Below are 21,366 nucleotides of genomic sequence, written 5' to 3' on the forward strand. Positions count from 1 at the left end.
AGTCTTTTACACTATTTTTTAAGAATCTTCGGTACTACTCTGAAATTATCCAACGATATATCAGCGTCAAGATCTCCGCCACCATGGAACAGCAGTCTTGTATAATAACCATTGGGGCTGACGCTCATTCTCACACCAAGACTTTCGTAGCTGGCTGCAACTTCTTCGAAAGGAATCGTTACCGTTCTCCATACACCTTTGGTATCGTAAGGCGGAGCCCATTGGTAAGCGTCGGTGACGAAATCATTAGCCAATCCTACATTAATCTTGAGTAAATTGTTATTGTAGGGTTTCAGCGTATTTACCTCAAATTTAAGGTTGTAATCCGCAGGTCTTAAAATTGCCGCATCAGGAATGTTTTTGCTTATCGGTCCCATTGCATCTGGCGGGCCTCCTGCTACTTCCTTCCACTGCCAGCCGCTGATTGCCTCTTTCACACGGATGTAGTTCCCATTGATTGCGATAGGATCTCCCGCGCCAGGTTTGGTCACCACGTAGCTCTGGTTCCACCAGCCTGTGAACGGATCATTTCCTAAAAATATATTGCGGTTGTCCCGAAACCAGAAGTCTGATTTGGTTTCTCCGAAATTTGACTTAACAGTTAACTGGCCAGCCACAGCTCCTTTGGGCACACGCACTTGTATGATCTGATCTTCAACAGAAACCAGTTCCCCGATTGCCCCACCTGCAAATGTGACCGTAAGTGGCGGATAAAAATAGTTCCCATTGATTGTTGCTACACCTCCCTCCGGCACATACTCACAGCTCATGCTAAGCAATTCCGGTTCGTTAATCTGCACTTCAAAACTGTGTTCCAATGTCCGCCCGTTTGCGAAAATCATTTTCATGATGTTGTTGATTTCCTTTGGAACCATCGCCGGAACACTGACCAGAATACTTTTACTCGTCACGTAGGTAGGTGTCAGTACCGCCTTCTGATCATTGAACCAAATCTCACGCACCTCCTGTAAGTTCTCACCAACAATCGCGATCAGGTTATTTTGAAATGCACCTACCAGCAGCGAGTCCGAAGATGCGGGATTGGTGATGCGAATGTATGTGATTGACGGATCTCCATTATTGGAAAGATTTTCTTCCTTGCAGGCAATTTGAAATGCTGCCATCAACGCCAGTAAGGCGAAGAACAGGCCCTGTCTATATATTTTTTTCATTTGATTATCAGTTTTAAATCGCGAAAATTACTTGCTGTAATAATCAACAGCGGGTTTTTGAAGGTTAGGTGCCTGGCTCAGCTCCGCTGATGGGATCGGTAACAGAAAGTTCCCACTGTTGGCATTGATCGTACGCTCGGTGGTTGACCATTCCGTTTTGGTGAATGTCCACGATGTAGGGTTCGGGAATTGGTCAGGCGCTGTGGCAAACAATCCCCTGTCCTGGCTGTTCAGGATTGCGTAGGCTTTTGCAGGGTTATAGTAATGCAGACTAACCAGATCATACCACGCCATCCCTTCCATAGCAAATTCGATAAGTCGCTCCTTGAAAATAACGTCCGAAGTCAAAGGTCCGGTGAAAGCCGGCAAGCCAGCACGCGTATGTATCGCGTTGAAATATTTCAGCGCATTTACATCGTTGGTAGAAGCATTATTCCCTAAAACTGCTTCCGCATAAACCAGATACATTTCAGCCAGTCGCATCATGTATGTGTCATGTCCATAGTTCTGTGCTGCCGACATGCCACCGACATCTTTGGCTTTTCCCGTCACATACTTTTTTATAGACAAGAAGTTATTGTCACCGCCTGGATTGGGAACAATCAGCTTTTGTTCGCCACCGGGTATGGTCTGCGTGATTTCCGGATAGGAAGCGCCGGGCAGCATGAATGTGGCTTTCAGGCGCTGATCCACGGTGCGTCCCTGCATACCTGTCGTTGTTACTCTGATTCCATCGTACTGACTTAGCATCCACCAGGTGGCACTTTTGTCACCACCCCAACCGTCACCATTGGCAATGTCGGGGCTAAATGCAAGGTAAGCAGGTGTTGAATTTTGAGTACCAAATGCACCGGGAGAATAAACCCATTGAAGCGAGAAAAGCGATTCAGAATTGTTGTCGTAAGGAAACAAGAAAAGCGATTCATAGTTTCTGAGCAAGGACAAACCGCTTTGCGTAATGACTCTTTCGGAATAATACTTCGCGCTGTCCAGAAAAACCTGGTTGCGGGTGCCTGATCCTTTCGAGTCTACGCCTGCACGTGTGAGGTAAAACCTCGCAAGCATTCCCTCAGCTGACCACCTTGTTACCCGTCCCGGACGTATAGGTGTATTCGGTAGATCTTCAGCCACCTGCCGCATTTCACTTGTCAGGAACTTCCACACACTTTCCGGTGTGTTTCTCGAAACAGTCGTATCGGAGAGTAACGCCAGATTATTTTCGATAATCGGTACAGCTCCCCAGTTCATTACCAGGAACCGGTAGGCCATGGCTCGCATAAATCTCGCTTCAGCAATCGCCATTCTTTTAATCGTTGGAGAAACGCCTGCGCCTGCATACTGATTGATGTTGGTGATCGCAAGATTGGACTGCCCAACAACGATAAAAAATGAACGCCATGCCGAACCGTTCTCAGGTGTATTGCCGGTTGTGTTAAAAAGCACATTACCGCGGTCATTGTAAGCCGAAAAGGCTGTCCCTGCTCTGAAATCACCCAGGTTATACGATGCCTTATCGTTGTAATCAAACCACACCTTGCTGTATAGCAGTGCGGTGGAAGCCAAAACCTGATCATCTGTCTGGTAAAAGCCAGCATCTACGATGGCGTCGATAGGTGGTCTTTCAAGAAAGTCTTGTGAACAGGATGTCAACCCGAATAGGGCGAGAAAGCTGCTATAAAGTATATATTTAAGATTTTTCATTTGATATTTTTTAGAAGTCTAAGCCCAGGCTAAAAGTGTAAATGGGAGTCAGTGGATAGCGGCCGTAGTCAAGCCCGATCGCCTGATTACCCGGACTGGAGTCCCTGGATACATAAGCACCTACTTCCGGATCAAAGCCTGTATATTTCGTAAAAGTGAGCACATTTTGTGCTCCGACTGATACCCTGGCAGCACGCACAACTTTTTGCTTCGACATCAATGAGGAAGGTACATTGTAGGTCAGCGAAACATTTTTTAGTCTGATAAATGAGCCGTCTTCTACCCATTTGTCTGTGTGCCTGTTGAAATTTCCGTTAGGCCCGTTGGATATGCGTGCTACGTCCGTTCCGGGATTGGCCAGCACTACTTCACCACTTTCATTGGTGATGGGCTTGGCGTAATCCATGGCGCCTACCAGCAGGTTACGGCTCAGGTTAATGTTGCTTGCATTGGTATTGAGCTTAGCCAGATAATTGTAAATGTCATTGCCGTAAGTACTGGTAAATAGCAAGCTGAGATCAAATCCTTTATAGGAAAATGTATTGGTTAAACCGGCAAACAGTTTTGGCCATGGATTACCAATATTGGTCAGATCATTTTCGTCAATCTTGCCGTCACCATTGATATCCTTAAATTTCACGTCTCCCACCCAGATGTTGTCTATATCCGTTGGCAACCTTTGTCCATTGTTATCTACCGGGACGGCACTGCCTTCAATTTCAGCCACATTTTGGAACAGACCTTCTTCCACGTAACCACGGAACAACCACGGCGCCTGCCCCACCTGTGCACGCTGTGTCCAGTCTTGCATCCACCATGAGGTACGGTCTACAAATGCATTTTCAGAATAGAAAGATTTGATCTTGGTTTTGAAACTGGAAATATTCAGGTTAGTTTCCCATTTGAACCCGCCCCTGTTCATGTTCACAGTGTTGATCGTAAAGCCAAAACCCTTGTTTTGCAAAGCGCCGATGTTGACTGTCGGAGAGCTTACAGCGCCAGTCCCATTGGTTCCCATATACCAGGGCAGCGGTTTCTCCATCAACAGGTTGTCAGTATCCTTGATGTAATAGTCAAACTCAAACTGAATCCTGTTGTCGAGCAATGCCACATTGACACCGAAATTGTTGGTCTTCGTCTCCTCCCATTTCAAACCCTGGTTACTGTATTTAGTAGGTAAAAAACCGGTAGATGTAGGCGTTGCCCCAGTCCCCATGGGCGAATAAATTCCACCACCTCCCTGGTTTCCGGTCACACCCGTCTCAAAACGCAGCTTCAAATCGCTGATAAAAGGTACATTAAAGAATGACTCCTGTGACACACGCCATGCAGCGGAAACAGATGGAAAAACACCCCATTTATTTTCCTTACCAAAGTTGGCAGATCCATCACGTCTCACTGTTGCCATCACAATGTATCGATCCGCATAATTGTAATTCAATCTTCCCAGATACGATTCCATTGCCCATTCGCCAGATCCACCTGAATTGCTGGAGGTAAGCGCATCTCCGGCGGCAATATCAAGTATATCATTGGTTAAAAAGCCGGTCCGGGTCGCGCCTACATTTTTATAGGTAGAAGCCTGTGCCTCGTGGGTGACCATTACATTGATACTGTGCTTGCCCAGCTGTTTGTTGTATTCCAGGAGCTGATTCCAGTTGTAATAGGTATTCGTCCCTGTTACATTATTCAGTGAGGCAAAAACGTTTCTTGCCCAGCCAATAGCATAAGTAGGTACGTAGTAGGTTGAATTTGAAAACCCGAGATTAGTGTTAAAGGAAGTCCTGAAATTAAGACCTTTTATAATCTCAATGCCAAGATTTAAGCCACCTAAGAACTGTCGTCTAACCAGTTTGTTCGTGGTTAGATTTGCGATCGCAATCGGGTTCACCGGCGCGAATTGGTTGGCACCATTGTTCTCATCTCCCCCGCCCCACGATCCGTCCAGATTTCTTACCGGAACTTGGGGTGTAAGCTGCAATGCGCTGGCTATTACGTTTTCCTGACTTGTAGTGAGGTTATCATTGGTTTGATTAAAACTAAGATTCGCCCCGATCGTCGCCCATTTTCTTGGTTTGTTATCCAAATTCAATCTGAATCCGTATCTATCAAAACCCGAGCCTAAGGCAACACCATCTTGTTTTAAGTATTCGCCCGACAGATAATAAGTCGTTTTCTCATTTCCCCCGCTCAGGCTTAACTGATGCTTGTTCATCGGTGCGCTTTTGAAAAGCTCCTTTTGCCAATCCGTTCCCGGACCCAAAAGTGATGGATCCAGAAATTCTCCCGGTGTATCTCCACCTGCGATCGCATGGTATTCACCCACCATTTGCGCATATTGTGACATATTCATCACCTTCATAGCTGATGGTGGCGTTTGCAGGCTATATTGATAGCCATAGGAAATTTTGGTATCACCTGCCTTTCCTCTTTTGGTCGTAACGATTAAAACGCCGTTGGTAGCGCGCGAACCATATATTGCTGTTGCAGACGGACCTTGTAGTACTTCAATGGATTCAATATCAGCCGGATTTAAACCTGCAAGCGGATTCGAAGAGCTTTGTGCGCCGTAGGAGGCAGACTGCCCGGGAATTTGCACGCCATCGACTACATACAATGGCTCATTGCTCCCGCTGATCGAATTTACCCCCCGGATATTCACAGAAATGCCACCGCCGGGTTGTCCCGAATTCTGTGTAACATATACACCCGCAGCCCGGCCCTGAATAGCCTGTTCAATGGTCGTGTTCACTGTTTTCTCAATGTCCTTGGCAGACACCGATGTTTGTGCTGTGGTCAGATCGGCGCGCTTCATTTCGCCATAACCAACAACAACGACCTCTTCCAAGGCTTTGTCATCCACCAAAAGTGTTACGTTAATGTTGCTTTGTGTTCCAACAGCTACTTCCTTTGATAAATACCCGACAAATGAGAATATCAGCACCGAGCTATTTGCCGGAACCGTAAGCGAATATTTACCGTCCGCACTCGTAGTGGTACCTTGCGTAGATCCTTTGATCACGATGCTGACCCCTGGAAGCGGTTCTCCTTTGTCGTCGACCACTTTCCCGGTCACATCAATGGCCGACAAGGTGCTAACAGCTGTTTTGTAGGAGCCTACTCCTGAGGTCATCTTGTTATGTCCATCGGCATTTACCTGCATCACAGCCACCAAAATGAGGCAGGCTGTTGTCCTGGTAAATTTTGTTACTTTAAAATAAAGAGGTGGCACCCTCCTGGCCATAGCCGAGGCATGGCTATGTTGACTTAGTAAAGCATGTTTCATACTATTTCAGTAATTGGGTTTAATATTTCATGATAAATTCTCTCGAAATTCCTGGCGGTATTTATTTCATAGTCTTTTACTGCATCCGGCCAAAGATTTCAGTGGGGAAGTGACCACTCCGGAGGGCTAATCCGAAGTGGTTATTTGGCTAAACAGCATGATTTTGCTTCGCTTTAATACACATAGGTTAAGTGCTTCTAATAAGATGCGCTATTTGCCATAAATGTTTTTTAGATCGCTTTCAAACAATGTGTATTTATCGTCAAAAAACTTCTTGAAATCCGGCACGGCAGCATGTCCCGGAAAGGGTGCATAATAATGCGTCGGACTTTTGGTATCGTTACGCCAGACAAGAACATAAGCCAGATTCAACTTATTCGTTTGTAACACTTTAAGCAAAACATCGGTATACCAAACAGGGTTAATAATGGATTCCAGACCAGTCTCGGTCATGGCGGCAAGCTTTTTGTTTTCCAGTGCAAAATCGTTTACGATTTTGAGTTTTTTGATCGCCTGTTTCAAATCGTATTTGCCGTCGCGCCCCATGTCTCCGTAATTATCCATTCCAACCAGGTCCACCCAGTTGTTCCCCGGATAACGCTCCGTAAATTCTGCAACGGTGTTGAATTTGTTATCCGGAGAAAACGCGTAAATCAGATTATGTACATCCAGACTATCCCGCAGATAACCAGCTGTAAATTGCCACAATGACTTGAACTCATCCGGCGTACAATGCGCTTTACCCCACCAGAACCAATCTCCGTCGAACTCATGATAAGGTCTGAAAATGAGTGGGATCTGCTCCCCGTTCGCGCCTTTCAAACTTTTGAACCATCCTGCAAGACCTTGCAGAATAACCTTGTAATCCTGATGGTTTTTACCTCCCGGAATAATGTATTTAACAGCTGGCAATGACACCGAATCCTTCCAGTAAAAATCATCGCCCGATACCGGATTGGAAAAATGCCAGGAGATTGTCGTAATGCCACCACGAGCGTAGGTATCGGTCACCAATTTTCTTAAACGCGCTTCACTTTTTTGAATTGATTCCTTGGACCTGCCAGTCAATGGCGCAATATCTACACCCACTACCGCCGGATGTGAGCCAACCACCGACTTTACATCCGATCTTCCTGGCTCGTCACGCCAGCCGTGTCCGTAATCGGTAGCGTCCTGATGGCCAAAAAGCGTATGTTTTTTGGCTAAATCATGCATATTCCTATAAAGTGCAGTTGTCTCTTTCGTCGCCTTTGGATCAATCAGTTTTTGAGCCCAAGCCATCGATCCTGACACCATCATCAGTGCCGCCAAAGCGATTGCTATTCTGTTTGTTTTGAAATTAAAATGCATTTGAAATAGGTATTACTGTATCGAAATGAACTGGAAAGGCAATTGGTTTTGGCATTATGCTACATCACAAATACCAATAGCCTGTTTTAAAGATGCGATGTCATCCTTGCGGCTGGGCACAAATTCCTGTCCGACAAATCCCTTATAGCCAGTGGCTACAATAGCCTTCATAATAGCAGGGTAATACAACTCCTGAGTTTCGTCAATTTCATTTCTCCCCGGCACGCCACCGGTGTGGTAATGCGATATGTATTTACTGTATTTTTTGATGGTGGCAATCACGTCACCTTCCATGATCTGCATGTGGTAGATGTCATACAACAGTTTGAATTTTTCAGATCCTACCATATCACACAGACCAGCTCCCCACGAAGTGCGGTCGCACATATAGTCTCTGTGATTTACCTTGCTGTTGAGCAGTTCCATCACAAGCGTCACATTGTGTTTCTCTGCAAGCGGCATGAGTTTTATTAGACCAACCGCACAGTTTCTCATGCCGTCCAGATCGCTCATTCCACGGCGATTTCCTGAAAAACAAATGATCTGATTATAACCTGCTTGCTGTATCCTTGGTATGATATCTTCAAAACCCCTGATGAGCTCGTCATGATTGGCCGGATCGCAAAAACCTTTGTCCAGACTTCTCGTCAGTCCTTCCCCCCAGGGCAGGGCGCAGGTTAAACCCATTTTTTTCAGAACCGGCCATTCTGCAGGACCACACAATTCTATGGACGTGATGCCCAGTTTTTTCACTTCTTCTGCAAAGGTTTCGAAAGGAATTTTGTCATAACACCACCTGCATACAGAATGCCTGATCTGTCCCTTCAAGACCGGCCCAAGCGCTTTTTCAGTTGCGCCCCAAACGTCGGTCATTGTCAGGGGCATGCTCAACAAACCTGCTTCGGTGGCCATCGTTTTTAAAATAGAACGTCTGTTTTGATTGATCTTCATTAACTAATATGTTTCTATAAATTTGGATACGCCGACATTTATTGTCGCTTTTGCTGCTCAGTGAGATCTTTGTACAAGCCGTCAGTGGCCGTAACAGCGAAAGCGCCTGGCTTAGAACGCTGGTAAAAACCTCCCATCACAACCATAATAACACAATCAGCTATTAACAGGCCGAATGTGTTTTTTCTTTTCATAGATAGCTTTAAGCTTGAAAGTCTTAAAACTGAAGGAATTGCCGGGGACTAGGAAATAGAATTTTTTCTTGCAAAAATAGGACGGAACACCATGCGAATAGATTATGGAAAACCCTACTTTTTTAAAATTTAGGGTTTTCCCTTGAAGTTAGTTCAACTGTTCTGAAGGCAGCACCAGAGCATAGCCGGCAGGTACGACCATACCATAGTTGATATTTTCCGGATTATGTAGTTGTAAAAACCTACAAAAAGTGGTGTGGGTAAGTCGGGCATGGGATGCGAACCAACGGTCTGTAAGGCTTCCCCTTTTTTCGCTACGCGCATGGTATACGCATCGCCCTTACGCTCTACCTGAATATTCTTTTGGGGACTAAAAATTTCGTCTTCCGGATCCCGCATCGCCATGCCTTTTTTTACTCGCCACTGCAATACGGTCAAGCCATCGCCGTGCGCTACGGCACTGATGTGCGCGGCATCATCGGCCAGTGATTCCCGAACCATCCAGCCTACTTTTCGATGCGGGTCTGTGCCAGCGCCTACAAACTCAAAATCGGCAGTTACAGTAAAATCACCGCTCATTTTTTTGAACAAAAACTGAAATTCCTCCCGTGCAAACCAGATGTTGTATCCCGAACCAAGGAGCCTGTATTTCCTGGTCGACGCGTTGTAAATCGATGAGCCGGCTAGTTTGGGCTTGCCAATGTCCTGGCTATGCTGAAAGGCACCAATTGGATTGCTGTAATAAATAGAATTTTACGTAGCAAAAATAGGACCTATCGAATCGAAGATACATTAATGAAAACCCTACTTTTTTAAAACTTAGGGAAAACCCCAGGCAAGGAAGCCGGAATCAGTTCCTACGTTAAGTGTAGAAAAAGATGATTTTTACGGGATGTTGGTCTTGCTTTGGACCACGGATCTCATAGGAAGGGTTCGGTACCGGCTTCTGCAATCACAATGCTGGTACATGTTTAAATCACGAACAACCTCTGCTATGCAAGCGCTTCTATTTTTTGTAACTTTTGCATGGGCAACGAAATCATAACGGACGTTCCTTTTCCGACTTCACCTTGCCACATTACGTGGCCTCCAAGGTAGGCAATGCGGGACTTAATGTTTGCGATGCCGCTTCCTTTTGATAGCAGATTATCGAAGTCAGCTCCCAGGCCATCGTCGTCTACGCTAATCAATGTTGTCTCTTCATTAACCATCAGCTGAACCGTTACTACCTGGGCCTGTGCATGTTTCAGCGCATTATTAAGCAACTCTTGCACTACACGGTAAATCATGACGGCAGCTTCATCGGCCAAAGGTGGAATGTCGCCATAATGGTCTAAAATAAGCTTTGTTTTATTAACCAGATTCAGTTTCTGTACCAGATCTTCTAAGGCTGAGACAAGTCCGAATGTTGATAGCGCGTAAGGGCGCAGATTATTGGAGATCAACCGGGTTTCGGTGCAAGCTTCATCCAGAAACTGGTTTAAAGGCTGCTTGACAGATAAGGGCAATTCCTCCTGATGCGCTTCTATGAATAGTTTAATTCGTGAAAGTTGAATTCCCAGACCATCGTGTAGATCACGAGCAATGCGAGTTCGTTCGCCTTCCTGGCCTTCTATCATGGCACGTAGCGATTTAAGCTCCAGTTGTCGAATCTGTTGCTGGGCGATGACGGTGTGTTGATGATCAATCAATTTTTGTTGACGCCTTAAATACGCAAGTGTAAACACGCCTATAATACTGATCAGAAAACTAATAAACAGCGCAGAATTCAATACGCTCTGGTTGCGACTTTGTTCTTCAACCAATTGTTTTTCTACCGCCAGGGTTTTGATCTGACTATCCAGTTCCTGCAGACGAATACTTTTCGTTTGTTCAGATGCATAAAACTGAACGGTAAAATCAAGCGTTCTTAACGACCAATCGTATGCCTTTTTATAGTCGCCCATACGGGAATAGCTATCTGCCGTATGCCTTGATAATTCCCGCATCATGCCCAGACTATTCTCAGCCTTCGATAAGTTGTAGCTCTTCTGGTAGGCTTCAATAGCCGCCATACTGTGATGCCTGAATTGCTCTACCAGGCCCAGGTAAAAATGATTCAAGGCAATTAACCAGTTAACGTTTAATTGATCTGAAATCATCAGACTTTGGCGGGCGAAATAGTATGCCGAATCGGGCTGTTTGGCGAGTAAGTACGTATTGGCCAGCAAACTGAGGGCATAAGCCTGAGAATAGGGTTGTTTGTATTCTACGCTAAGTCGCACAGTTTCACGTAAGTGCGTTTTCAAACCTGTTGGCATAGGTTCTACATGCTGCGCAATATTGTCCAGTCCCAATCGAGATTCGATAACTTTGGGCATATTATGGGTTCGCTCAAAATATTGCTGGGCTTTTTTCAGGTATTGTTCGGCGTAAGCATGCATGAAGTAGTCTTGGGCATAGTAGTCCCCTATGACCAGGTACTGATTAAAATATCCGAGTGAATCGCCCATCAGGCTGTAGTATTTCAAACTACTCAGGTAAGAATCCATCGTGTATTTATTGTATCCATACTGCCGGTAGTACAGTCTACCCAAGGAATCGTAAGCCTTTGCCGCCTGACTGTAGTGCTTGTCCTGCACTAACAATTCAATGTGTTTTTTCAAACTATCAAAAGACGTCGTGTCAGTTACCGCCTCGACGGACTGAAACCCACTTGTTAGCATGACTACAAAAAGAAAAATGATCCGCCAACCAGATCGGAGATAATAGCATTTCATGAGCATTACCTATAATGACAAAATAGAACTAATCAATCATTTGCATCTCCATAGCCGTTTTTATGAGCAGGGCTGTATTAGGAACACCGAACTTCATCAGTAGACTACTTCGGTGGAATTCAATTGCTTTGGCGCTCACAAATAATTGGTTGGCCATCTGCTGCGTTGTTAGTCCCTCTGCGATGCGGGTCAGCACTTCTGATTCGCGGGGGCTGAGGTGTGGTCTTGAGCCAATACCGACTGTTGATCTTCTGATTTTGGGGCTATCGTTCAGAAGAATTTGCGTGATTGATTCATTAAAATAATGCTGCTCACGGTAAACTGCCTGGATGGCCTGTAGCAATTCCGTTTTTGTAGTATTCTTCAACAAATAGCCTTTCGCCCCTTTTTTCACTACCCGCTTAATGAGGCTGGCATCGTCGTGCATAGTCAGTGCTACCACCTTGGTTTTCGGATACGTGCGGCCTATATGCTCACAAAGACCGAGCCCGTCTTCAATGTAGGGAAACGAAATATCAAGTAATACTACGTCGATCGCGGTCTGGCTTAGTCGCTCAATAACTGACTGAACCGTATAACATCGCTCAGTCACTTCGATATCCGGTGATCCCGAAATTAGCGACTCAATACCTTCAACAAAAACATTATGGTCGTCAGCAATGAGGACTCGTATCATGGTATGTATATATACAGTATAAATTTATTTCTATTCATCGAAGGTACGATGAATCAGCCGTGAACATTAAGCAAACAGCTATCATCTAACAAATTTTAGGGAAAACCCTAATAACATTATTGACGAATTAAAAGTCATAAATTTAGTTGAACACTGACCTTTATTGAGTCGATGGATTAATATAACCAAGGACAAGCCAACCGAACTATTTAGAGGATATTCTCGACATTAAACTTCCCCGAAGCCTTCTTGCCATATTCCTTTGGGGTAACCCCAAATTCCTCACGAAAACACTTTGAAAAATAGGAAAGATTGGAAAATCCGACATCATACATTACTTCAGATACATTGCCCTCATTGTTTTCTAAAAGCAGTGACGCTTTTTTAATCCGGTATTTCTTGATGATTTCGTTGGCTGAAAATTGTGTTAATGTTTTAAGTTTTCTCGACAGATGTGCAGAGCTCATTCCGACCTCAGAAGCCACCACCTCCACGTTAAATTCGGGATCGACAATATGGGCTTCCACGCTGCTCATCACCCTTTTCACAAACTTTTCCATCCATATTTTCTTTCCCATAACCGGCCGCGGGTGTAACGATAAGGTTATGCTGAAAATAGGCTACCAACTCCTCTTTTCTTTGCAGAAGATTGGCGATCTGGGCGGCAAGCAATTCTATATCAAACGGCTTGATGATGTATGCATCGGCACCTGTCTTGATCCCGTCAATTTTCTGAGAAGTCAGACTTCTTGCGGTCAGTAGTAATCAAACCGGATGCGCTTGCTGTACTGATCTGCGGCCACTGACGTTCCGGAGATAGCAGCGATCTTGTTGGTACCAAAAAGCGTGGCCACGGCCTTATCCGGGAATGTAATCAGGAGCGCCGGGATCTGTATCAAGCCTCCCCCTCCTACCACCGCATCAATGAATCCGGCTACAAAAGCCAGCTTGATTAATGATAAAAGCAAGATCAACGAATAATCTGTATTGAAAGAACTGAGATCCACTCCGGTTAAGTTTATTGTTTAAAACGCCAATTCATACTGTTTTGGTACCGGAATTTCGGATCTTAATTTTCGCGCCGCTTCTAATGGAAAATATGGATTTCTCAAAAATTCCCGGCCAACAAACACCAGGTCTGCATCGCTGTTGGCCAATATCGTTTCCGCCTGTTCCGCATTCGTAATCATGCCTACCGTACCCACATATAAAGTATCCTTCAATTCACGCTTGATCGCACTTGCAAAGGGCAATTGATATCCCGGGCCGGAAACAATTTTAGCGCCAGGAACAGTTCCTCCGCTCGATACATCGATGATATCTATACCCGCTTGCGATAGCTTTTTGCTTAACCAGACAGAATCATCAACCGTCCAGCCTTGCTCCATCCAGTCTGTGGCTGATATGCGTACAGCGATTGGGAATTCCTGAGGCCACACTTCTTTTACACGCTCAATAACCTCAAACAAAAGTCTGGCGCAGTTTTCACGGCTCCCGCCATATTGATCGGTGCGTAGATTAGTAATTGGAGACAAAAACTCATTGATTAAATAACCGTGCGCAGCGTGAATTTCGATCAGCTCAAAACCTGCTTTCAAAGCTCTTAATGCTGCATCGGCAAAGGATTGTTTAATTTTATCAATATCCTTTTGGGACATTTCACGGGGTGTTTGCATGATCGGCAAGAATGGAATCGCCGACGGCGCCATCGTTTGCCAGCCATCTTCGTCCTCCGGCATCAATTCACGACTTTCACCGCCCAGCGCCCAGGTACTGCCTTTTCTGCCCGAATGTGCCAGTTGGATCGCCGCCACACTTCCGCTGCTTTTAATAAACGAAGCAATTTTTGCCAGTGGGACAATATGCTCATCTTTCCATATTCCCAGATCGCCGACTCCTATCCGACCGTCAGGATGAACGGCTGTTGCTTCAAGCATCACTGCGCCCGCACCTCCCATTGCCCGCGATCCATAATGTACCAAATGCCAGTCGGTGGCAAAACCATCTGTTGCAGAATACATACACATGGGTGAAGTAACAATGCGGTTCCGAAATGATATTGATTTGATAGTTAACGGACTAAATAACTTTGACATAGTCTTACTTTATTAAAACAAAAGCATTATTAGCGGTGAATCACCAACAATAATGCTTTATGAAATTTTACTTTTTATTTGCTGTATAGGTGGAATAATTTTGCAATAACTTTCCATTCTCCATCCACTTGAATCAGTGAATGATAATCTGTAAAGTCTTCACCAGCAGCATCACTTTCCATCTCAACACGCACAACGGCTGTGGTAGGTGTTTTGTGCAGTACCGACAGATGTGTCTTGATGTGAAGGGCTGCACCGAATTTTTCTATATAGCTATATAGATTTTCAATGCTGCCCTCAGACAAACCTTCCGGTAAATGTCCGTACATGACAGCATCTTTATGGAATGTCTTTTTCAATTGTTCCACATCACCTGTCCTTAATCCCTCGACATATCCCTGCACTACGGCCAACACATCGCCATAATCCTGAACGCTATTGATATTCTTATTCGCTACCATTATTTCTATTTTTTAACGTGATAAACTTTACTTACAATTTTCCACAGATCACCATCTTTAACCAATGTAAACATATCGGCAAATTTACTGTCCCCGAATTGTGACTCGATTCGGACGATAGCTACATCTTGTGCCACATCCAGTGTGGTGAGTTCGTAACCCGCTTCCTCAGGCTCCCAACTATCAAAACCATCAATCAATACCTGGATCGGTACACTTTTCAATTTACCATCCTCGGTCCAGGACATTGTTGCAGCCGGAGAAAATGCTTCCGCTGCGATTTTACCACTGGCTTTCCGCCCACCCTCCACATACAAATCGATTGCCTGTAGTATACCCTGTTTTTCCTGCTGTGAAACTTCCATAATTTGGTTATTTTTAATTTTGTTTTTATTCATAGTACTTGTGCACGAGACCCAAAGAAATGGTAATAATGCCAATGCTAAAACCCATTTTCTACTCCTGGTCATATTATACAATTTTCCTACTTAACTATTTTATTTTCAACTGTTTGATAGTTTTTATTTGTTTTACAAAATTACATCTAACCAAATAGACAAAGTATTCTATTCAGCTCAAATAATCTTTCTATTTGGTTCAATTTGATGAGTTTAAAAAGTGACATTTACGTCTGAATAGGTGATGCTGGCGTTCACAAAGACACCCCCCGTTAGCAGAATTAATGGACTAATAGACTTTGAATTCACTTATGATGAGCTAGGCAGCAAATAGTATTCTTGTGAAGAGCGTATCACACAGAGTCCAATCCGCATGCTCAATAATTTGCTTTCGAAGACAATCTATGCCATTTCTGGCGGAGAAGGGGTCGAGTGCTTTCGTTATAATATTTCTTTCAAATATGTCCTTGACATTTCTCCAGGATGAAGTGATCAGAAGGAAAAAAGCACGCGCGCGTGAAACCAGACGGATACCTACCATTTCGATGTCGAGAAATGCAAAAAATGTCCATTACCTGAAAAGAGCTGTAAACAGGGAGCACGTATCAATTCCAATTCTGTGACTATCAAATTGAAGTTACACCAGCATCACATTGCCTTTAGAAAATCGAAAATTACAGGGATTGGATTAAACACCGTTATAAGCACAAGCAGCAAAAAGTAATTTGCGGAATGCACATGGCTATGCACGGGCAATATCCTGTGGGATTGGAAATGTGCAAACGCAGGAAGCATTTGCAGATTATACGGATATTCCTGAAAGAAAAATTAAACGAATACCCTAAGTTCTTAAATTCTAAAAAAACCAGCCCGAAACAACCACGCATCCAAGTCCACCAAAGCAAAAGCCATCCGGCAATAACGAAAAAGCGATCAAGTAAAGGCCATGCTTTACTTGATCGCTAAAAAAGAATGAGCTTAATCTACTGATCGACTGACTTTTTCAGCACCTCGATAATGTCATTCAGCATTTTTTGATAGAATATTCCTACCGTTTGATAAGCTTACTGGAAACTGCACCATGAGCACCATGCAAACGAATTAAATAAATCCCTGGTGCCAAATCACCTACCGGAATAGTAATTATAGTGTCGCTCTCCCTGATAGCAAAATTACGTACCATCCTACCGTTCACATCGGTTAATTCGAGGGCCTTTGTCATTTTAGGGAATGATATCGACACTTTGTCCAAGGAAGGATTAGGGGCAACCACAACACCGAAATTTAATGACTTCACTTTGAACCTGGTTACCGTTCCATCTATGTCTACTTGTGCAAGCCTGTAATAGTTAATTGCGGTTGCTGGGTAGCGGTCATACCAAACATAATTCCGTCTGACGGATGAAGAACCGTTTACTTCAACCATACCGATCACTTTAAATACTTTGCCATCGGTTGAGTGTTCAATCTCGTAGTGCCCATTGTCTTTTTCACTCACCGTTGTCCATTCCAACCTAGCAGCCATACCATCTGCCTTAACTGAGTAGGATACAAGCGTAACCGGCAAGGTTTGCTGATAGGTAATTACAAATTGCACGGCTGCTGTGTTTCCGTTCGAAGTCGAACCAAGGGCTGTATTCTCAGCAATATCTACGGTTACGGCACCGAAAGCAGCAGGGCTTATATTAAAAGTATAAGTAGTGCCGCTACCTGAAAATCCATTGATTGTACCATTACCTGGCGTAATGTCTCCTGCCTCAAAACCTGTTACAGCCTCCGAGAAAGTTACTGTAAATGGAATTGGCGAGTCAAGCGTGGTTCCACCCGAGGAGCCTGCACTACTGCTGATGATAACCGATGGGCGCATTTCAAATTCTGTTATTTTGTCGGAGCCAAAACCTGCACTGAAGTCATACGGAGAACCGGCAGCAGTTGTATTGGTCCAATGATCGACGTTGGTAATATCGGCTAACAATATTGCTTTCGTACCACTTGAAAAGCTCGGGTTGTATTTTTCATTCGGATAACGCGAATTTGTTGTAGGGGTAAGAAACCCGATGGATATGTTGTTCCCAGAGCAGATGGCAATTCACCGTAAGCCGTAAGTTGGTTGTTCGGCTCTGTATTCGAAGGATTGGTACTCCAGCCATTTGATGGATTTGCAAAATCTCCCCTTAGATTATTAAAAGCAAAAATAAATGATGGGCTGCTTTCACTTCCCTGATAGATCATTATTTGATCCCCAGTTGACGGAAACCATGGGTTAGCAGAAAGAGTTGTATTCGTCCACGTGCCCGAAAGTACGGAAATGTCCGCGGCTGGAAGTGCGCCACCATCACCCTTTACGCCCGATACGCTAGTGGAACCCAAATCAATTTTGAATATGATCACCGTACCCGCCGATATAAGAGCAGAAGGTTTCCATTGAAAGGTTCCTTCGTTAGTTATAACACTTGATGGCGTTGGGTTAGTTATTGCCCCTACAAAGTGTCCCGGAATTGGGCTACCAGAAGCCGGGGTGTAAGCGTTGACCCAACCACGGTCGGTAAAATAAATCACCTCATCCTTTGCAATGTTATTTAATGCCACCACGGCAAAACTCCGTATCGTAGTCGACGCGTCAGCATCACCGTTCATCCCGATTACCGCCAGATCGCCTTTTTGCAAGGCAGCTTTGACATTTGATAATCCTGATAAAAATGCCGAAATGATTAATAAAAATTGAAATAACTTCTTTAATGTATAGTATTTTTTCATGTAAATAAATTTAAAAGCTGGAATACTTATTTGTTACACCATGACAATAACATGGGATTGAGGAACACCAAACGCTGGCAGTTCCTATACATGACGGGTTTTGTTTACCCGTCACTGCATTGCTGATATTTGTACACAAAATTCGATTTTAAATAAATACGGTGTAATGTTAGCAACTGAGTGCCACCTTCGGGACCCAAACCTTATAAATTTCTAACCAGGATCTGTACAATTATTTTGAGATACAGTTGTTAGTCTGAAAGCGTACAATAGGCCTTTTACGTCGGAGCGTATGGGTACAAACAACATTTGAACAACGCGAGTAGAATTTAATGATATAAGGAAATTGAAATTATTCTAACTGATATCGAAATTAAACTATGGAAACGACATTTGAAATAATATTTTATAGAATTTGGATTATACATCTCTATTGTTCTGTTAAATGTCAAAGGTCTGCAAATCCCTATTGCCTACAAAAGAGATTGAAGTTGACTAAGACGTTCTTAGATCTCAGGTATGAATTGACATTTTCTATTGTTTGACAATACTTATGACAAGAAAATTATGTCAATCTCAGTTACGTCCACATAGATACATAAGCCCCTCTTATTCAAATTAATAGGCTTAAACAGATTCAGTTTCTAATACATTTTAACACAGAAGCATTATTGGCGGTTGAACACGGCCAATAGTGCTTTGTGTGATGCGGTTCAAATTGTACCAAAATAACTATCTGGGCATAAAAAAAGCCTCACCAAAATTTTGGCAAGGCTTTTCGATCCGGTAACTATCAATTACAGTGTTGCCATATCTATTACAAACCTGTAACGGACATCACCTTTCTCCATGCGATCATAGGCTGTCTGTATATCTTTCATGTCAATGAGCTCAATGTCGGAAACGATATTGTTCTCTGCACAGAAATCAAGCATTTCCTGGGTTTCAGCTATGCCGCCTATGCCTGATCCTGCAATACTTTTTCTTCCGCCAAGCAAACTAAACGCAGCTATTTCTGCTGGTTTGGATGGAACACCAACGCAAATCAGCGTACCGTCTGTCCGCAGCAGTGAGAGGTACATATTGAAATCATGTTCGGCAGAAACGGTATCCAGAATGAAGTCAAAAGTTCCCAAAGCTGCCTTTACTTGAGCTTCATCACTGGTAACAACAAAGTGATGAGCACCCAGTCTTTTAGCATCTTCTTCTTTTTTTGGCGATGTACTCAGAACAGTTACTTCCGCACCGAAAGCAAGGCCAAACTTCACACCCATGTGCCCCAAACCGCCAAGACCAAGTACGGCCAATTTGTGTCCTTTTCCTACTTTCCAATGTCTCAGAGGGGAATAGGTTGTGATACCTGCACACAATAATGGTGCGACCGCAGCCAGGTCCAGTTTTTCAGAAACATGCAATACAAATTCTTCCCTCACTACAATGGTATTGGAATAGCCACCATACGTTGGTGTTTTCCCGTCACGTTCCATTCCGTTGTAGGTTTGCGTATTGCCTTCCAGACAATATTGTTCAAGATCTCTTTTGCAATTTTCACACTCCTGACAGGAATCAACCATACAGCCTGTTCCTGCAAGATCGCCTACTTTAAATTTCTTTACGTGATCGCCCACTTTGACCACACGACCAACGATTTCATGTCCTGGGACCATTGGAAATATACCCGGAAACCAGTCGTTATTAACCTGGTGCAAATCGGAGTGACAGACACCGCAATATAAAATATCAAACTGAACGTCGTGGGGGCCAACTTCCCGGCGTTCAAACGCCCAGGGCGCTAAATCTTCGTTAGGACTCTGCGCAGCGTATCCTTTGGTTTCAATCATCTCTTAGTTTGTTTTATATTAATATTTAAGTTTGTTCAAATTTGGTAAGCGCCGCCTTGGTTTACCGCATGATTTAGAATTCTCGTTTGCTACTTCACCTGTTTAAGCGCGTCTTTGATGGGCGTGCCACCGTCATGCATCATGATCACTTTTCCAATGGTATGATCATCTTCCAGAACCGCAACCAGCGTATCGACCACATTGGAAATTGAATTTGATAACGGTTCTTTTACATCTACGGTAATCTTCCCTGTTCCGATTTCCTCCTTTAATGCGCCGGGTTGCAGAATGGTGTAGTTCAGGCTGGCCTGGCTCGTTAGATATAGGTCTGCGTAATGCTTGGCGATGTTGTAATCTGTAATATCTTTCAGGAAAGATTCGTGCCAGTGACTGGGTTCAAGAGCGAATACTGAACTGAGTAAAATGAATCTTTTTACACCTGCTTTCTCAGCAGCCTGCATTGTTTTAATTGCACCGTGCAAATCAATTTGCAGCAAATTCTTTCCTTTTGAACCCGCTACAAAATAAACGGCATCAATATTTCCCTTCATTGCCTCCACCATCCGATCCACATCCCAAAGTAAATCAAACGCAATGAATGATATATTTTCAGACTGAGAAGAATTTTTTTCATGCCTTGATCCTGCCAAGACAGTATAGTCCGCTTCCGCAAGTTTACTTATCAAAGCCAAACCTACGCGTCCGCCTGCTCCGATTACCAATATTTTTTTCATAAGATCTGATTTAAATGTTTAGCTTCGAAATATGGAAGGGGCCTGACCATGGTATTGTTTAAAAATCCTGGAAAAATGGGATACGTTTTCAAACCCAAGTGTGTAACAAATATCAGAAACAGACAAGAGTGTGGTTTCCAGCATATCTTTTGCTTTTTCCAGTCTCTTCTCCCGTATCCACGAAGCCGGTGACGTATTATAAACCAATTGAAAATCTCTTTTGAAACTTGACAAACTTCTGCCTGAAAGATAGGCCAGCTCCAATAACGAAACCGGTGAAGCATAATGCAGCTCCACTACATGACGGATATCTGCCCTCACCGGCTGGTGCAATTGAAGAATCTGCAAAAACATATTACGATTACATTCTGCAACGTCGTACAGCAGTTCCATAATTTTTAGTCGCAACTGCCCCGGATGAACAATCGAGTCGTCATAGAAATACGGTTTGAGAGAATGGGCGAAGGCTACCAGACATTCATTCATCGGGTAAACAGCCGTTTTAATTTCCCCTTCAATTTTGGGTACTTTAACTTCCGATGAAGCCAGAAACGTTTTTAACAGATCGTCTTTTATACTGAACATCAAACTGTCATAGATGTTGTCATTATCGGGATTGCCCACTTTATCGTATTGTACCGAAATCGCTTTCTTTAGGAGAATCATGTCGTTCTTCCCAAGTGCATACTGTTGCTTTCCATACGTCAGCGTGACAGAGCCTTCCAGAACGATCAGCAGCAAATGCTCTTCCAGATACATTGTGCCTTTGGCTTCCATACTGTGTATGCATTGCTCTATAACCGAACAGCCATCCAACATCAAAGCACTCTGTTGTCCCGGACCGCTCACCAGCGCAGTTGGAACCTTAATCACTTTGTTCATATCAATTCTATCTAAAGTCCGTCTTGTGGTAACATGATCAAGGTAATCAAAGTTGCCCGCTTATTCATATCTGAACTATGACACAAAGGTATCCATCACACAATTCTT

At 43.9% G+C, this 21,366-nt stretch carries 20 protein-coding genes; 1 reads left to right on the forward strand and 19 read right to left on the reverse strand.

Annotated features, from left to right (window positions below; all coding sequences use genetic code 11):
- Nucleotides 1-11: 11 nt before the first annotated feature.
- The 14 genes from AC1XUE_RS11885 to AC1XUE_RS11950 all read right to left on the reverse strand — a co-directional run bounded on the left by AC1XUE_RS11885 (nucleotide 12) and on the right by AC1XUE_RS11950 (nucleotide 15,011).
- A complete protein-coding gene (locus tag AC1XUE_RS11885) occupies nucleotides 12-1,172 on the reverse strand; it encodes a glycan-binding surface protein (RefSeq protein WP_115829038.1) in 1,161 nt (386 codons plus the stop codon).
- Nucleotides 1,173-1,199: 27 nt separating this feature from the next.
- Nucleotides 1,200-2,873, reverse strand: coding sequence for a RagB/SusD family nutrient uptake outer membrane protein (locus tag AC1XUE_RS11890; protein WP_483356196.1), 1,674 nt, complete (start codon nucleotides 2,871-2,873; stop codon nucleotides 1,200-1,202).
- Nucleotides 2,874-2,883: 10 nt separating this feature from the next.
- Nucleotides 2,884-6,159, reverse strand: a complete 3,276-nt coding sequence (locus tag AC1XUE_RS11895) for a SusC/RagA family TonB-linked outer membrane protein (protein ID WP_483356197.1) — start codon at nucleotides 6,157-6,159, stop codon at nucleotides 2,884-2,886.
- Between the two features lie 210 nt (nucleotides 6,160-6,369).
- Nucleotides 6,370-7,509 (reverse strand): glycoside hydrolase family 26 protein, encoded by a 1,140-nt coding sequence (locus AC1XUE_RS11900; protein ID WP_483356198.1) that lies wholly within the window; start codon nucleotides 7,507-7,509, stop codon nucleotides 6,370-6,372.
- A gap of 54 nt (nucleotides 7,510-7,563) precedes the next feature.
- Nucleotides 7,564-8,460 (reverse strand): hydroxypyruvate isomerase family protein, encoded by an 897-nt coding sequence (locus AC1XUE_RS11905; RefSeq protein WP_483356199.1) that lies wholly within the window; start codon nucleotides 8,458-8,460, stop codon nucleotides 7,564-7,566.
- Between the two features lie 38 nt (nucleotides 8,461-8,498).
- The gene (locus tag AC1XUE_RS11910; RefSeq protein ID WP_483356200.1) at nucleotides 8,499-8,654 is read right to left on the reverse strand and encodes a hypothetical protein; all 156 of its coding nucleotides are present in this window, start codon (nucleotides 8,652-8,654) and stop codon (nucleotides 8,499-8,501) included.
- Nucleotides 8,655-8,807: 153 nt separating this feature from the next.
- On the reverse strand, nucleotides 8,808-9,233 hold the full coding sequence (locus tag AC1XUE_RS11915; RefSeq protein ID WP_483356201.1) for a DUF1349 domain-containing protein: 426 nt from the start codon (nucleotides 9,231-9,233) through the stop codon (nucleotides 8,808-8,810).
- A 413-nt stretch (nucleotides 9,234-9,646) separates the two neighbouring features.
- Nucleotides 9,647-11,413, reverse strand: a complete 1,767-nt coding sequence (locus AC1XUE_RS11920) for a sensor histidine kinase (RefSeq protein ID WP_483356202.1) — start codon at nucleotides 11,411-11,413, stop codon at nucleotides 9,647-9,649.
- 28 nt (nucleotides 11,414-11,441) lie between these two features.
- A complete protein-coding gene (locus tag AC1XUE_RS11925) occupies nucleotides 11,442-12,089 on the reverse strand; it encodes a response regulator transcription factor (protein ID WP_483356203.1) in 648 nt (215 codons plus the stop codon).
- Between the two features lie 209 nt (nucleotides 12,090-12,298).
- Nucleotides 12,299-12,667: a helix-turn-helix domain-containing protein gene (locus AC1XUE_RS11930; RefSeq protein WP_483356204.1), complete on the reverse strand. Its 369-nt coding sequence runs from the start codon at nucleotides 12,665-12,667 to the stop codon at nucleotides 12,299-12,301.
- Nucleotides 12,668-12,844: 177 nt separating this feature from the next.
- Nucleotides 12,845-13,096 carry a TSUP family transporter gene (locus tag AC1XUE_RS11935; protein WP_483356205.1) on the reverse strand — a complete coding sequence of 84 codons (252 nt, stop codon included), beginning with the start codon at nucleotides 13,094-13,096 and terminating at the stop codon, nucleotides 12,845-12,847.
- Nucleotides 13,097-13,114: 18 nt separating this feature from the next.
- Nucleotides 13,115-14,185, reverse strand: coding sequence for an NADH:flavin oxidoreductase/NADH oxidase (locus AC1XUE_RS11940; protein ID WP_483356206.1), 1,071 nt, complete (start codon nucleotides 14,183-14,185; stop codon nucleotides 13,115-13,117).
- A gap of 74 nt (nucleotides 14,186-14,259) precedes the next feature.
- Nucleotides 14,260-14,646 (reverse strand): nuclear transport factor 2 family protein, encoded by a 387-nt coding sequence (locus AC1XUE_RS11945; protein WP_483356207.1) that lies wholly within the window; start codon nucleotides 14,644-14,646, stop codon nucleotides 14,260-14,262.
- A 5-nt stretch (nucleotides 14,647-14,651) separates the two neighbouring features.
- The gene (locus AC1XUE_RS11950; protein WP_483356208.1) at nucleotides 14,652-15,011 is read right to left on the reverse strand and encodes a nuclear transport factor 2 family protein; all 360 of its coding nucleotides are present in this window, start codon (nucleotides 15,009-15,011) and stop codon (nucleotides 14,652-14,654) included.
- A gap of 494 nt (nucleotides 15,012-15,505) precedes the next feature.
- Here AC1XUE_RS11950 and AC1XUE_RS11955 point away from each other — a divergent pair, with 494 nt between their 5' ends.
- Nucleotides 15,506-15,667, forward strand: coding sequence for a hypothetical protein (locus tag AC1XUE_RS11955; protein WP_483356209.1), 162 nt, complete (start codon nucleotides 15,506-15,508; stop codon nucleotides 15,665-15,667).
- A 425-nt stretch (nucleotides 15,668-16,092) separates the two neighbouring features.
- Here AC1XUE_RS11955 and AC1XUE_RS11960 read toward each other — a convergent pair whose 3' ends face one another.
- The 5 genes from AC1XUE_RS11960 to AC1XUE_RS11980 form a co-directional block, all read right to left on the reverse strand.
- On the reverse strand, nucleotides 16,093-17,019 hold the full coding sequence (locus tag AC1XUE_RS11960) for an Ig-like domain-containing protein (protein ID WP_483356210.1): 927 nt from the start codon (nucleotides 17,017-17,019) through the stop codon (nucleotides 16,093-16,095).
- A complete protein-coding gene (locus AC1XUE_RS11965) occupies nucleotides 17,013-17,801 on the reverse strand; it encodes a hypothetical protein (protein WP_483356211.1) in 789 nt (262 codons plus the stop codon). The genes AC1XUE_RS11960 and AC1XUE_RS11965 overlap by 7 nt, the downstream gene beginning before the upstream one ends.
- Before the next feature lie 797 nt (nucleotides 17,802-18,598).
- Nucleotides 18,599-19,642, reverse strand: coding sequence for an NAD(P)-dependent alcohol dehydrogenase (locus tag AC1XUE_RS11970; protein WP_483356212.1), 1,044 nt, complete (start codon nucleotides 19,640-19,642; stop codon nucleotides 18,599-18,601).
- Nucleotides 19,643-19,731: 89 nt separating this feature from the next.
- On the reverse strand, nucleotides 19,732-20,376 hold the full coding sequence (locus AC1XUE_RS11975) for an SDR family oxidoreductase (protein ID WP_483356213.1): 645 nt from the start codon (nucleotides 20,374-20,376) through the stop codon (nucleotides 19,732-19,734).
- A gap of 18 nt (nucleotides 20,377-20,394) precedes the next feature.
- The gene (locus AC1XUE_RS11980) at nucleotides 20,395-21,258 is read right to left on the reverse strand and encodes an AraC family transcriptional regulator (protein WP_483356214.1); all 864 of its coding nucleotides are present in this window, start codon (nucleotides 21,256-21,258) and stop codon (nucleotides 20,395-20,397) included.
- Nucleotides 21,259-21,366 lie beyond the last annotated feature (108 nt).

Source organism: Dyadobacter sp. HNCC25DJ187 (genome assembly GCF_056895255.1).

Bases quoted from the DNA above. Each gene is read 5' to 3' on its own strand.
- AC1XUE_RS11955 (WP_483356209.1), top strand. From the start codon at position 15,506: ATGTCCTTGACATTTCTCCAGGATGAAGTGATCAGAAGGAAAAAAGCA.
- AC1XUE_RS11945 (WP_483356207.1), bottom strand. From the start codon at position 14,646: ATGGTAGCGAATAAGAATATCAATAGCGTTCAGGATTATGGCGATGTG.
- AC1XUE_RS11915 (WP_483356201.1), bottom strand. From the start codon at position 9,233: ATGAGCGGTGATTTTACTGTAACTGCCGATTTTGAGTTTGTAGGCGCT.
- AC1XUE_RS11965 (WP_483356211.1), bottom strand. From the start codon at position 17,801: ATGAAAAAATACTATACATTAAAGAAGTTATTTCAATTTTTATTAATC.
- AC1XUE_RS11950 (WP_483356208.1), bottom strand. From the start codon at position 15,011: ATGGAAGTTTCACAGCAGGAAAAACAGGGTATACTACAGGCAATCGAT.
- AC1XUE_RS11895 (WP_483356197.1), bottom strand. From the start codon at position 6,159: ATGAAACATGCTTTACTAAGTCAACATAGCCATGCCTCGGCTATGGCC.
- AC1XUE_RS11980 (WP_483356214.1), bottom strand. From the start codon at position 21,258: ATGAACAAAGTGATTAAGGTTCCAACTGCGCTGGTGAGCGGTCCGGGA.
- AC1XUE_RS11890 (WP_483356196.1), bottom strand. From the start codon at position 2,873: ATGAAAAATCTTAAATATATACTTTATAGCAGCTTTCTCGCCCTATTC.
- AC1XUE_RS11940 (WP_483356206.1), bottom strand. From the start codon at position 14,185: ATGTCAAAGTTATTTAGTCCGTTAACTATCAAATCAATATCATTTCGG.
- AC1XUE_RS11900 (WP_483356198.1), bottom strand. From the start codon at position 7,509: ATGCATTTTAATTTCAAAACAAACAGAATAGCAATCGCTTTGGCGGCA.
- AC1XUE_RS11920 (WP_483356202.1), bottom strand. From the start codon at position 11,413: ATGAAATGCTATTATCTCCGATCTGGTTGGCGGATCATTTTTCTTTTT.
- AC1XUE_RS11905 (WP_483356199.1), bottom strand. From the start codon at position 8,460: ATGAAGATCAATCAAAACAGACGTTCTATTTTAAAAACGATGGCCACC.
- AC1XUE_RS11930 (WP_483356204.1), bottom strand. From the start codon at position 12,667: ATGGGAAAGAAAATATGGATGGAAAAGTTTGTGAAAAGGGTGATGAGC.
- AC1XUE_RS11925 (WP_483356203.1), bottom strand. From the start codon at position 12,089: ATGATACGAGTCCTCATTGCTGACGACCATAATGTTTTTGTTGAAGGT.
- AC1XUE_RS11910 (WP_483356200.1), bottom strand. From the start codon at position 8,654: ATGAAAAGAAAAAACACATTCGGCCTGTTAATAGCTGATTGTGTTATT.
- AC1XUE_RS11970 (WP_483356212.1), bottom strand. From the start codon at position 19,642: ATGATTGAAACCAAAGGATACGCTGCGCAGAGTCCTAACGAAGATTTA.
- AC1XUE_RS11975 (WP_483356213.1), bottom strand. From the start codon at position 20,376: ATGAAAAAAATATTGGTAATCGGAGCAGGCGGACGCGTAGGTTTGGCT.
- AC1XUE_RS11885 (WP_115829038.1), bottom strand. From the start codon at position 1,172: ATGAAAAAAATATATAGACAGGGCCTGTTCTTCGCCTTACTGGCGTTG.